Annotated in this window: 8 protein-coding genes, 3 tRNA genes and 3 rRNA genes; all 14 read right to left on the reverse strand. The window is 52.7% G+C overall.

Annotation, left to right across the window (positions count from 1 at the left end):
- Nucleotides 1-19: 19 nt before the first annotated feature.
- Nucleotides 20-94, reverse strand: a tRNA-Thr gene (locus NFC81_RS13915).
- 9 nt (nucleotides 95-103) lie between these two features.
- Nucleotides 104-177 (reverse strand) — tRNA-Gly (locus NFC81_RS13920).
- A 13-nt stretch (nucleotides 178-190) separates the two neighbouring features.
- Nucleotides 191-274 (reverse strand) — tRNA-Tyr (locus NFC81_RS13925).
- 132 nt (nucleotides 275-406) lie between these two features.
- Nucleotides 407-1,078, reverse strand: a complete 672-nt coding sequence (locus NFC81_RS13930; protein ID WP_304995083.1) for an SPOR domain-containing protein — start codon at nucleotides 1,076-1,078, stop codon at nucleotides 407-409.
- Nucleotides 1,066-1,797: a type III pantothenate kinase gene (locus NFC81_RS13935; protein ID WP_304995084.1), complete on the reverse strand. Its 732-nt coding sequence runs from the start codon at nucleotides 1,795-1,797 to the stop codon at nucleotides 1,066-1,068. The genes NFC81_RS13930 and NFC81_RS13935 overlap by 13 nt, the downstream gene beginning before the upstream one ends.
- Nucleotides 1,781-2,725: a biotin--[acetyl-CoA-carboxylase] ligase gene (locus NFC81_RS13940; RefSeq protein ID WP_304995085.1), complete on the reverse strand. Its 945-nt coding sequence runs from the start codon at nucleotides 2,723-2,725 to the stop codon at nucleotides 1,781-1,783. Before NFC81_RS13940 ends, NFC81_RS13935 begins: the two co-directional genes overlap by 17 nt.
- A gap of 62 nt (nucleotides 2,726-2,787) precedes the next feature.
- Nucleotides 2,788-3,441: a LiaF domain-containing protein gene (locus NFC81_RS13945; RefSeq protein WP_304995086.1), complete on the reverse strand. Its 654-nt coding sequence runs from the start codon at nucleotides 3,439-3,441 to the stop codon at nucleotides 2,788-2,790.
- Between the two features lie 195 nt (nucleotides 3,442-3,636).
- A 5S ribosomal RNA gene (gene rrf, locus NFC81_RS13950) occupies nucleotides 3,637-3,752 on the reverse strand.
- 285 nt (nucleotides 3,753-4,037) lie between these two features.
- Nucleotides 4,038-6,906: ribosomal RNA gene (locus NFC81_RS13955) — 23S ribosomal RNA — on the reverse strand.
- Between the two features lie 334 nt (nucleotides 6,907-7,240).
- Nucleotides 7,241-8,782: ribosomal RNA gene (locus tag NFC81_RS13960) — 16S ribosomal RNA — on the reverse strand.
- Together the 16S, 23S and 5S rRNA genes form the textbook arrangement of a ribosomal RNA operon.
- 468 nt (nucleotides 8,783-9,250) lie before the next feature.
- Nucleotides 9,251-10,444: an organoarsenical effux MFS transporter ArsJ gene (gene arsJ / locus NFC81_RS13965; protein WP_304995087.1), complete on the reverse strand. Its 1,194-nt coding sequence runs from the start codon at nucleotides 10,442-10,444 to the stop codon at nucleotides 9,251-9,253.
- A gap of 198 nt (nucleotides 10,445-10,642) precedes the next feature.
- The gene (locus NFC81_RS13970) at nucleotides 10,643-11,644 is read right to left on the reverse strand and encodes an ArsJ-associated glyceraldehyde-3-phosphate dehydrogenase (protein ID WP_304995088.1); all 1,002 of its coding nucleotides are present in this window, start codon (nucleotides 11,642-11,644) and stop codon (nucleotides 10,643-10,645) included.
- A gap of 46 nt (nucleotides 11,645-11,690) precedes the next feature.
- The gene (locus NFC81_RS13975) at nucleotides 11,691-12,053 is read right to left on the reverse strand and encodes a metalloregulator ArsR/SmtB family transcription factor (RefSeq protein ID WP_370529871.1); all 363 of its coding nucleotides are present in this window, start codon (nucleotides 12,051-12,053) and stop codon (nucleotides 11,691-11,693) included.
- Nucleotides 12,054-12,163: 110 nt separating this feature from the next.
- A complete protein-coding gene (gene phoU, locus NFC81_RS13980; protein WP_304995089.1) occupies nucleotides 12,164-12,886 on the reverse strand; it encodes a phosphate signaling complex protein PhoU in 723 nt (240 codons plus the stop codon).
- Nucleotides 12,887-12,891 lie beyond the last annotated feature (5 nt).

A 12,891-nucleotide genomic window follows, 5' to 3' on the forward strand; every position in this document is an offset into this window, starting at 1 on the left:
AAATGCCTGTCGTTTAAACTGGTGCTCACGACGCGATTTGAACGCGTGACCTCTCCATTACCAATGGAGTGCTCTACCACTGAGCTACGCAAGCATAACTATTTGGAGCGGGTAGCGGGAATCGAACCCGCATCATCAGCTTGGAAGGCTGAGGTGCTACCATTGTACCATACCCGCGAGCATGGAAAATTGGTGGAGGGGGGCGGATTCGAACCACCGAAGCTTGCGCGGCAGATTTACAGTCTGCTCCCTTTAGCCACTCGGGAACCCCTCCGAACGGTTGCGAATTTTCCACATAGTGCCCTGACCTGTCAAGAAAAATTTCTTTCTTAACAACTACTTAGGCTGTTGCACCAAGATGCTGCTATGCCGTGCTACGTCAAACCGGCCGCCATAGTACCAGCTGTCAGGAATTTTGCAACCAACCACAGTCCGCTTGACGCAATACAATGTCCGGCAAGCTCGCCGCGACGGTACGAACAGTGTTCTCGCTGACCAGCCCAGCCTGCTCTGGCGCTGCTTGTATCCACCAAGTCGCTGTCGTCCGCTGTATCTCTCGCAGCATGGCATTTTGGCCTTCCGCTGCTAAGCGATCACGCAGGCCCTGGGCGTTATCCCGACTACGGAAGTAGCCCAACGAAATGGCATTACGGAATTCTCCTTCGGACACCAAAAAGCTTTCGACATTTGCCTGCGCCAAGACCCTCAAGCCGCGCTCGGCTTCTGCCGTCGTTGAAAACGGAGGAATATAAACCCACCAAAGAGGCGCATCAGGGACCGCCGCTTCAACGACTGTCGTTGTTATTTCAAGTCCGGCGAGACGATCGCGTACTCCAACCGCGTCTTGACGCGCAGCAAAGCGACCAATAAAAGCACATTGCTGCTCGGGCGAGCTAGCGCCCCCACGCGGCACGGCCAAGTTGGTAGAGGCGATGCTCTCTGCCAACTTAATATTATTGTGAGCCAAAGCAGGAGCACTCGATGATACCACTGCACCTATTTGGTCACGCGGCACAAAAAGGTACCAAGCCGCCAACAGCAGATTAAAGCCCAATAACGTAATCGCTATCCACCGCATGTTTTATTCATTCCTGTTTGCTCGTACCAAAAATGCAACCCATTGAACACCAAATCCGCGACTACTTGCGCGCCTGGCAGCGCACTGATCAAGCGCGTCGCATCGCCACCAGTCACCACAATAGCAAGATCCGTACGCTGATTCCGGTAACGTTCGACAATTCCTACAATACTCTCCAACCAAGCGTTAGCAACAGCCTCAGCGGTTTGTTTACCGCTCTGCAATTGCGGCTGTTCAGGCTGCGTAAACCGCATTTGCGTATTACCTAAGAGACTATCAAACCAGGTCCGATAACCTGGCAGTATCCAACCACCCTGATGATGAGTGCCGTCAAGGAAGTCGATGGTCACGGCCGTACCCGCATCAATCACCATCACCGACGGGTTCATTCGTGCCAGCGACAACCAACCCAGCAATGCCATCCAGCGATCATAGCCCAGTGCGGCCGTATCATAGTCGCTCGTTAATAAAGAACTAGGAAAGGTGCCCGCGGAATGCCACTCTATATCGGCCCCTGCCGCGCGCAATTGCGCCACGACAGCCGCATGACCGACACTGACCACCAACACGCATTTACTCGCCCGTAAGGCGCGGAGGAACTCGTCAGGCATGACAAATGAGGCAAGCTTAGACGAGAACTGACCACGCGCAGAGCCGCATTGCCAATGGACAAAACTATTGCCAACATCGATCAGCATACGCTCAGCGCGCTCGAACACTCACCTCACCTCCATTTACTGCAATCAATCCGGCCGCACTGCGCACCATAAGACTGCCATCTAATGCCACGCCCTCAGCCGTACCCTGTAGCGTATTATTACCAGTCAGCACCGAAATATTTTTCCCAAACAGCACGTCGTGCGTCTGCCACGCCGCTTGCCAATCAGCGTCAAACCCCGTTTCGACCAACCCAGTAATCGCATCCAGTATGGTTTGAAGCACTGCTGTCCTGTCGACACTATTCCCTCGCACCATACACAAGGAAGTAGCTTGCTGGTCAATGCCTTCGAAATCACGCCGATTCACGTTTAATCCAAGACCTATGACGACGTATGCCTGACCTTGCGGCAAGGTATGCAATTCCGTCAGTATGCCGCCCAGTTTGGCATTGTCGATGTATAGGTCGTTGGGCCACTTCACTCCAACGCGCGGCAGCCATGGCAGCGCACTGAGAGCCTTTGCCACTGCTACACCGGCGATGACACTGTATGGCTTAAGCCCTTCTACGCCAGCGATAGGAAAGCCGATGCTGACCGCCAAATCCTGGCCGAAGGCATTATTCCATTGTCGACCTCGGCGCCCCTTGCCTGTGCTTTGGTATTCGGTAGTCACTACCAATGGACGGGAAGACACTCGGGCCATACTCAACACATCGTCGTTGGTCGAGCCGGTTATGAGGTGACGAACAAATTGAAATGAGGCGGGCAGAACTATATCGTCCTGCTGAAGTAAGCTTGCCTGTGTGTCTAGGTGGTAGCCCTTTCCCGTCACCGCGTGAATTCGCAGACCCATATCACCCAACTCGTGGAGCCGTCGATTCACCACAGTGCGCGACACTGCAAGGCTTTCGGCCAGTGCACTGCCCGAAACATAGCGGGCGCTCTGCAGCGCCCGGAGGATAACTTCATACTGATTGATTTTGTCCATGGGTACGACACGAAACTGCTATAAATAAGGTTCGCATCTTATCCTATTTTCAACTGCGCCCGTTAATTCCCAATCTCAATCCCGCCGAATACACAAGTTCCCTTGATATTCAGTCGCGGCGCATCATCTAACTCAGGCTTCGATGTCTTGTCCTCTAGCCCGCCGAATAATGGGATGCCAGACACATGCACCGACCACTCTTGTGGCACCTTGAGCTCCACGCCGCCGAAGGCGACAAACAGCTCGATGGTCGCCTCGCCCTCTAGTTTACTTTTTCTTAGGTCAATTTCTGCGCCACCGAATACCGCCGATACGGTGCCACCCTTGAAATTCTTGGCGACGTTATTCAGCTCAACGCCAGAGAAAACGGCCACGGTATTCAGTTCGTCTTGCGCTACCTTATTCGCCTTGAAGCCCGAACGCTTTAATAGTAGCGACAAGCCAAAGCCGATAAACAGCAAGGGTAGAATCAAACTGCCGATGCTGACCTGTACCCAGCCTAAAGAGCTCAGCAGGAGCAGGAAACCAAAAGCTATGATCGCTGCGGGGAATATAAAGGCTTTGGGATTATTCATTAGGCTGATAATGCCGACGACGATTACCAGAACTGGCCCCCAATGCTTGACTAGGCTCCAGACGTTAATCACCTCTAGTGCATTCAACAAAAACAAACCGCCCAGACCTAATAGCAGGGCTCCGAATAATTGGCGAGACATGACGCGCTCCTTTGCTTGGGAATAAGCACCATGAATAGCGCAAAAGGCGTTGTTCTGCAAGGTCTTGGGGGGGGTAACCCTAGGAGAGATCGAGTATGAGGCTACCAGTGGCGGGTGTAAACACACCGCCCTACGGGTGGAACCCCAAAACCAAAAAACCCGGCACTAGGCCGGGTTTTTTGGTTCTATTTAAGAGCTTGACGATGACCTACTCTCACATGGGGAGACCCCACACTACCATCGGCGATACCTCGTTTCACTGCTGAGTTCGGGATGGGATCAGGTGGTTCCAAGGCTCTATGATCGTCAAGCAAACTGGTCGAGTGGTGCCGGTGCGTCGTTACGCTACCCACACGCTCTCTGTTCGTTTGCCGTCACCGATAAGGTTTTAATTAATTTAATTAATTTAATTAATCCTTATCCGCAATCATGCGTTCTGAATATGCGATTAACACGTTTTTGATCACTCGATCTTTCAATCGCTCGATCTTTGCATGAATTCAATCATTCAAGCACCGGTCTGCGGTACTGCGTCGTACCGACCTTCTTGTATCTGTTTCTCAACACTGTGTAGGCCCAAACGCCTTAGGCGTTATATGGTCAAGCCTCACGGGCAATTAGTATTGGTTAGCTCAACGCCTTACAACGCTTACACACCCAACCTATCAACCTGGTAGTCTTCCAGGGCCCTTTAGGGACTTGCGTCCAGTGAGACCTCATCTTGAAGGGGGCTTCCCGCTTAGATGCTTTCAGCGGTTATCCTGTCCGAACTTAGCTACCCGGCAATGCCACTGGCGTGACAACCGGAACACCAGAGGTTCGTCCACTCCGGTCCTCTCGTACTAGGAGCAGCTCTTCTCAAGTCTCATACGTCCACGGCAGATAGGGACCGAACTGTCTCACGACGTTCTAAACCCAGCTCGCGTACCACTTTAAATGGCGAACAGCCATACCCTTGGGACCGGCTTCAGCCCCAGGATGTGATGAGCCGACATCGAGGTGCCAAACACCGCCGTCGATGTGAACTCTTGGGCGGTATCAGCCTGTTATCCCCGGAGTACCTTTTATCCGTTGAGCGATGGCCCTTCCATACAGAACCACCGGATCACTATGACCTACTTTCGTACCTGCTCGACTTGTCTGTCTCGCAGTCAAGCTGGCTTGTGCCATTACACTAACCGCATGATTTCCGACCATGCTTAGCCAACCTTCGTGCTCCTCCGTTACTCTTTGGGAGGAGACCGCCCCAGTCAAACTACCCACCACACACTGTCCTCGACGCTGTTACGCCTGAGTTAGAACCTCAAGATGACCAGGCTGGTATTTCAAGGTCGACTCCACGCAAACTGGCGTTCACGCTTCAAAGTCTCCCAGCTATCCTACACAAGTCATATCAAAGTCCAGTGTGAAGCTATAGTAAAGGTTCACGGGGTCTTTCCGTCTAGCCGCGGATACACTGCATCTTAACAGCGAGTTCAATTTCACTGAGTCTCGGGTGGAGACAGCGTGGCCATCGTTACGCCATTCGTGCAGGTCGGAACTTACCCGACAAGGAATTTCGCTACCTTAGGACCGTTATAGTTACGGCCGCCGTTTACCGGGGCTTCGATCAAGAGCTTCGCCGAAGCTAACCCCATCAATTAACCTTCCGGCACCGGGCAGGCGTCACACCCTATACGTCCTCTTTCGAGTTTGCAGAGTGCTGTGTTTTTAATAAACAGTCGCAGCCACCTGGTATCTTCGACCGCTTCAGGCTTAGGGAGCAAGTCCCATCACCCTAATGCGGCGTACCTTCTCCCGAAGTTACGGTACCATTTTGCCTAGTTCCTTCACCCGAGTTCTCTCAAGCGCCTTGGTATTCTCTACCTGACCACCTGTGTCGGTTTGGGGTACGGTCAATGTGTATCTGAAGCTTAGAGACTTTTCCTGGAAGCATGGCATCAACCACTTCGGACGCCGTAGCGTCACCGTCATCAGGTCTCAGCATTAAGATCCCGGATTTACCTAAGATCTCTGCCTACACCCTTAAACCTGGACAACCATCGCCAGGCTGGCCTAGCCTTCTCCGTCCTCCCATCGCAATACACATCGGTACAGGAATATTAACCTGTTTCCCATCGACTACGCTCTTCAGCCTCGCCTTAGGGACCGACTCACCCTGCTCCGATTAACGTTGAACAGGAACCCTTGGTCTTCCGGCGAACGGGTTTTTCACCCGTTTTGTCGTTACTCATGTCAGCATTCGCACTTCTGATACCTCCAGCATACCTCTCGATACACCTTCAACGGCTTACAGAACGCTCCCCTACCCAGCGTACAAAGTACGCTGCCGCAGCTTCGGTATCCAGTTTGAGCCCCGTTATATCTTCCGCGCAGGCCGACTCGACTAGTGAGCTATTACGCTTTCTTTAAAGGGTGGCTGCTTCTAAGCCAACCTCCTAGCTGTCTGAGCCTTCCCACATCGTTTCCCACTTAACTGGAATTTTGGGACCTTAGCTGGCGGTCTGGGTTGTTTCCCTTTCCACGACGGACGTTAGCACCCGCCGTGTGTCTCCCGGATAGTACTCACTGGTATTCGGAGTTTGCATCGGGTTGGTAAGTCGGGATGACCCCCTAGCCGAAACAGTGCTCTACCCCCAGTGGTATTCGTCCGAGGCGCTACCTAAATAGCTTTCGGGGAGAACCAGCTATCTCCGAGTTTGATTAGCCTTTCACTCCTATCCACAGGTCATCTCCTAACTTTTCAACGTGAGTGAGTTCGGTCCTCCAGTTGATGTTACTCAACCTTCAACCTGCCCATGGATAGATCACTCGGTTTCGGGTCTACACCCAGCAACTCATCGCCCTATTAAGACTCGATTTCTCTACGGCTCCCCTATTCGGTTAACCTCGCTACTGAATGTAAGTCGCTGACCCATTATACAAAAGGTACGCAGTCACCCTCCTAAGAAGGCTTCCACTGCTTGTACGTACAGGGTTTCAGGATCTATTTCACTCCCCTCACAGGGGTTCTTTTCGCCTTTCCCTCACGGTACTGGTTCACTATCGGTCAACTGGGAGTATTTAGCCTTGGAGGATGGTCCCCCCATGTTCAGTCAAGATATCACGTGTCCCGACCTACTCGTTTTCACTCAGTTTGGTTTTCGTGTACGGGGCTATCACCCACTATGGCGGTACTTTCCAGAACCTTCCACTAACGTCCACTGAGCTTAAGGGCTGTTCCCATTTCGCTCGCCGCTACTCTGGGAATCTCGTTTGATTTCTTTTCCTACGGGTACTTAGATGTTTCAGTTCCCCGCGTTCGCCTCTCCTAAGAGATACTGCACGAATGCAGTGGGTTTCCCCATTCAGACATACCGGGATCATAGGTCGTTTGCCACCTCCCCCAGTCTTTTCGCAGGCTACCACGTCTTTCATCGCCTCCAGTTGCCTAGGCATCCACCCTGTACGCTTAAATGCTTGACCATATAACCCTAAGGTTTCTAGTCTGTACACACCCTCCTCAGGGTATGCACGCACCTACACAATTGATCGCAATTGCTTGCAACAACATACAACAAGTGATGCTAGACGACGCTTACGCGTCTCTATCATCAACACACCGGCGCTTGAATCATTAAACTCATGCAATGTGTTATTCGCATATCCAGATTGTTAAAGAACGGATTGCCTGAACCAGCAGGCAATGTACCGAGCAGCCAAATGATCCCTGATGTGTTCCGAAGGAACGGTCAGGCGACCAGGCCACTAACAAGTAATTCGTGTGAGCACTCATCGATGCGAGCGCTTGTCTGTCGTTTAAGGAGGTGATCCAGCCGCAGGTTCCCCTACGGCTACCTTGTTACGACTTCACCCCAGTCATTAACCACACCGTGGTAAGCGCTCCCCCGAAGGTTAAGCTACCTACTTCTGGTGCAATCAACTCCCATGGTGTGACGGGCGGTGTGTACAAGGCCCGGGAACGTATTCACCGTGACATGCTGATTCACGATTACTAGCGATTCCGACTTCACGCAGTCGAGTTGCAGACTGCGATCCGGACTACGAGACGCTTTGTCGGGTTGGCTTCACATCGCTGCTTCGCAACCGTCTGTACGCCCCATTGTAGCACGTGTGTAGCCCTACTCGTAAGGGCCATGATGACTTGACGTCGTCCCCGCCTTCCTCCGGTTTGTCACCGGCAGTCTCCTTAGAGTTCCCGGCATGACCCGCTGGCAAATAAGGATAAGGGTTGCGCTCGTTACGGGACTTAACCCAACATTTCACAACACGAGCTGACGACAGCCATGCAGCACCTGTCTCAGAGTTCCCGAAGGCACTAAAGCATCTCTGCTAAATTCTCTGGATTTCAAGAGTAGGTAAGGTTCTTCGCGTTGCGTCGAATTAAACCACATGCTCCACCGCTTGTGCGGGCCCCCGTCAATTCATTTGAGTTTTAACCTTGCGGCCGTACTCCCCAGGCGGTCAACTTAGTGCGTTAGCTGCGCCACTAAAGAGATTAAACTCCCCAACGGCTAGTTGACATCGTTTACGGCGTGGACTACCAGGGTATCTAATCCTGTTTGCTCCCCACGCTTTCGCACCTCAGCGTCAGTATTGGTCCAGTGGGCCGCCTTCGCCACCGGTATTCCTCCTGATCTCTACGCATTTCACCGCTACACCAGGAATTCTACCCACCTCTACCATACTCTAGCCTGCCAGTATAAGATGCAATTCCCAGGTTGAGCCCGGGGCTTTCACATCTCACTTAACAAACCGCCTACGCGCGCTTTACGCCCAGTAATTCCGATTAACGCTTGCACCCTCCGTATTACCGCGGCTGCTGGCACGGAGTTAGCCGGTGCTTCTTCTGTGGCTAACGTCAATGTATTGCGCTATTAACACAACACCCTTCCTCACCACTGAAAGTGCTTTACAACCCGAAGGCCTTCTTCACACACGCGGCATGGCTGGATCAGGGTTGCCCCCATTGTCCAATATTCCCCACTGCTGCCTCCCGTAGGAGTCTGGGCCGTGTCTCAGTCCCAGTGTGGCTGATCATCCTCTCAGACCAGCTAAGGATCGTCGCCTTGGTGAGCCTTTACCCCACCAACTAGCTAATCCTACGCAGACTCATCTGGTAGCGCGAGGTCCGAAGATCCCCCGCTTTCCTCCTAAGAGCACATTCGGTATTAATCCGGATTTCTCCGGGCTATCCCCAACTACCAGGCAGATTTCTACGCGTTACTCACCCGTCCGCCGCTCGTCACCCAAGAGCAAGCTCTCTGTGCTACCGCTCGACTTGCATGTGTTAGGCCTGCCGCCAGCGTTCAATCTGAGCCATGATCAAACTCTTCAGTTTTAAATCAGTTGGTCGTCATAAATGACAACCCAAACTTAGCTCAGCAATTAATCGGAATCCACCGTGTATCCAGTAAACTGAACACATGTATGAATTCACAGTCACTTGCTGATATTTGTTAGACTCGCTAACTCACAACAACAAGTGCCCACACGAATTACTTGTTTGATTTTTTAAAGAGCTTCGAAGTGCGCTTGGCTTCTTCGTTTCAGTGGCGCGCATTATACAGCGCCGCTCATCCGTGTCAATCATTATTTTGAAGTTTTTTCTTTGTTTTCAGTCACTTAGCGAACCCTTGCCAAACAACTTCAAACCTTCAATCTAACGCCCTTAAGAGCCAGTGGCCGTGTCAGGGAGCGCGAATTATAGAGAGATTCCCGAGGGTGTCAACGCTTAATGTGAAATTATTATGAAGAAGGCCGTGCGGCCTGCCGAACCCGACCAAGGACGCCCTAGAGCTATCAAGTCTTAAGGGCGCGGCAGCGTCCGTGCGATAAAAGCAGCCAAGAAGATCATTGAGGCCGATATCCACAAGCAGGCGCTCAGCCCCCAGACCTGGTAGACCCAGCCGGACAACACCGTGCCCAATAAGCGACCCGCTGCATTTGCCATATAATAGAAGCCGACATCCATGGAAACGCCGTCTTCTTTGGCGTAGGCAACGATCAAGTAACTGTGCAAGGAGGAATTCACCGCAAACAAGGCACCGAACACCATCAAACCCACCACCAAGCCGATGGCAACTGATGCACTGATTTGGAGACTTAACGCCAGCGCCAGGGGTACAAAGGCCAACGCCCCACCCCACAACATAGCGACCCGGCCGTCGGGCACACTCCCCGCTTGACCCACACCAGTAATGCGCGGTGCAAAACCCTGCACCACACCATAGCCAATAACCCAACAGGCCATAAAGGCACCAACCCACCAAGATGCCCAACCCAATTGCGCCGACATATACACCGGCAACGCCACCACAAACCAAATATCACGCGCACCAAATAAGAATACCCGCGCCGCCGACAGCCGATTAACGCGCTCGTCTTTGGATAATATTTCAGTGAACTTGGGCTTGCCCTTAGCCTTACCCAAGTCAGCTTGCAGCAGAAAGAGGCTGGCCACCGCCACTAACGCCAAGGCTGCTGCCATGCCCAACACAGCACCACGAAAACCAAACAAAGCCAGCAAACCAGCTCCCAAGAAAAAGCCGACACCTTTTAGCGTGTTCTTGGACCCAGTCAAAATGGCGATCCATTTGTACAGACTGCCTTGCGCGTCTTTAGGCACCAGCATCTTGATGCTGCTTTTTGCGCTCATTTTATTGAGGTCTTTCGCGATACCCGAGATCGCCTGTGCGGCCATCACCCACGCCACCAGCAACCATTCACTGGGCACTGCCAACATCAACAAGGCGCCGACCTGTAATGCGAGCCCAATATGCATGGTCCGGTTTAAGCCAATGCGCGCGCCCAACCAGCCACCGATCAGGTTGGTAACAATGCCGAAGAATTCATAAAAGAGAAACAGCATGGCGATAGCGAGAGGACTGTAGCCCAAGGCATAGAAGTGCAACACCACCAACATGCGCAGCGCGCCGTCGGTCAGCGTAAAGGCCCAATAATTACCCGTAATGATGGCGTATTGCCGAATGGCAGGGGTCATAGTTCCAGTTCTCTATGTCTACAGGGCAAGGTTGGCGTGTCGAGCCAAGATTGACGGTATTCTATCGCTGGGCTGTGGTTCTGGTTGGCTTGGGCGGGGCGTGTGCTGCCAGGACGGCAGCAACGAGCCCCCATGGAAGGGTTTACGGCGTCCCCGCAAAAGCCAACCAGAACCAAGGCGCAGCTTTGAGTACTATGACTAGGACAAGCCAACCTTCAACGCCAACTCGGCCGTCCGGTTAGCGTAACCCCACTCGTTGTCGTACCACGCGTAAATTTTAACTTGGGTTTCGTTGATCACCATGGTCGACAAGGCATCAATGATCGATGAGCGCGGGTCGGTTTTGTAGTCGATACTCACCAATGGCCGCTCTTCGTAACCCATGATGCCTTTCAGCTCGCCTTCGGCGGCGGAATTCAACAAGGCATTCACTTCTTCTGCGGACGTCGCTCTATTAACCTCGAACACACAATCGGTAATGGATGCATTGGTCAGGGGTACGCGCACGGCATGGCCGTTCAAACGTCCTTTGAGCTCCGGAAAGATTTCCGTAATGGCGGTGGCCGAGCCTGTGGTCGTCGGAATTAAGCTCGTGCCGCACGAGCGCGCACGGCGTAAGTCTTTATGCGGCGCGTCAATGATCGTCTGAGTATTAGTGATGTTATGGATGGTCGTCATGCTACCGTGACGGATGCCGATGTGCTCATGAATTACCTTAACCACTGGCGCCAAGCAATTGGTGGTGCACGAAGCCGCTGTCACAATGCGGTGCTCGTCGGGGCTATACAGGTGATCATTAACGCCCATCACCACGTTAAGTACACCCGGTTCTTTCACTGGCGCACTGACCACCACGCGCTTAACGCCCTGGTCGAGATAAGCCTGCAACAGAGCGGTCTTTTTCATCACGCCGGAGCACTCCAGCACCACATCACAGGCGGACCAATCAGTCTCAGCAATGGTCTTGTGGCGCGTCAAAGACAGCTCACGACCATCAATGATGATGCGATCGTTTTCACCCACAGCTTCATGTGCCCACCGGCCATGCACAGAATCGAAAGTCAGCAGGTGCGCCAGCGTTGCAGCATCACCGGCGGGATCGTTCAGCTGTACGAATTCCACATCAGCCCAATCCCACGCCGCACGCAAGGCAAGCCGCCCCATACGGCCAAAGCCATTAATTCCAATTTTGATGGTCATAGTTTTTCCTCTGCGCCAAAGAAAGAATGTCGATGTTCGTTTTGACTTAACAACATGCAGTGCCGCCAATCGGCACCAAGCGAGCGTGTAATTCTGCCATTCGCTTATCACTGGCGCGCCGGCTGGCGTGCAGCACGTCTTGCGCCCAAACTGGTAAGGCATCGGCACAACGATAGAATACCCACTGGCCTTGACGTCGATCGGCCACCAGTCCTTGCTGTCGCAATACGGCGAGGTGCCGTGATAGTTTGGGCTGACTGATGCTCAATGCGCTCATCAGCTCACAAACACACAGCTCACCACTATCCAGCAATAACATCATCACTTGCCATCGGGTTTCGTCGGACAAGCACCTATGCAGAGCCACGGGCGCTAAAACGTTAGGAGAGGTTGTCGTCGTCATCTTCATATATGGGTAATCGTATATATGGAAGATCGTATATGAATGTCACGGGCGTTACAACGGGGACGCGGAGGGAAAGCCTGACAACCCGCACGATTGCCAGGCTATGCAGCAGGTTACTTTTTCTTCCCGTGCAGAGCTTCTTCCATGGTTTCAGGATCGGTATGACGTAAATCCTTCCCCTTAACCATGTACATCACGTACTCAAGGACGTTCTGGCAGCGATCACCGATACGCTCCAGAGAGCGTACAGCCCACATTACGTTGAGAATTTTAGGTATAGAGCGCGCATCTTCCATCATGTACGTCATCAACAAGCGCATGACATTTTCGTATTCACGGTCGATTTTGCGGTCTTCCTGGTGCACTCGCAACGCAGCATCAATGTCCATGCGGGCAAAGGCATCCAGGGTGTCATGTAACACACTCAGAACATGCTGACCCATGTTATCTACACTCGCCAACAAGTCTTGTTGCTGACTGTTGTTGTAGGACTCCAAGGCTACCCGAGCAATACGTTGAGCCTCGTCACCGATACGCTCCAAGTCAGACACCGCCTTCATGACCACCAGCATCAAGCGCAGGTCGCCCGCAGTCGGCTGACGTTTGGCGATTATGCGCGTGCACTCGGCGTCGATCAGCATTTCCAGCTCGTTGATCTTTACATCCGAACTCAGTACACGGCGCGCCAGATCCGAGTCCGACTTTACCGAGGCCCGCAGCGCATCTTCTAACTGCTGCTCAACCATGCCGCCCATCGCCAACACCTGATTGCGCACGCGCTCAAGCTCTTCATTGAACTGGGAGGAAATATGAGTATTCAAGTTCATTGCGTCCATCGCTG

The organism is Salinispirillum sp. LH 10-3-1, assembly GCF_030643825.1.
GTDB lineage: Bacteria > Pseudomonadota > Gammaproteobacteria > Pseudomonadales > Natronospirillaceae > Salinispirillum.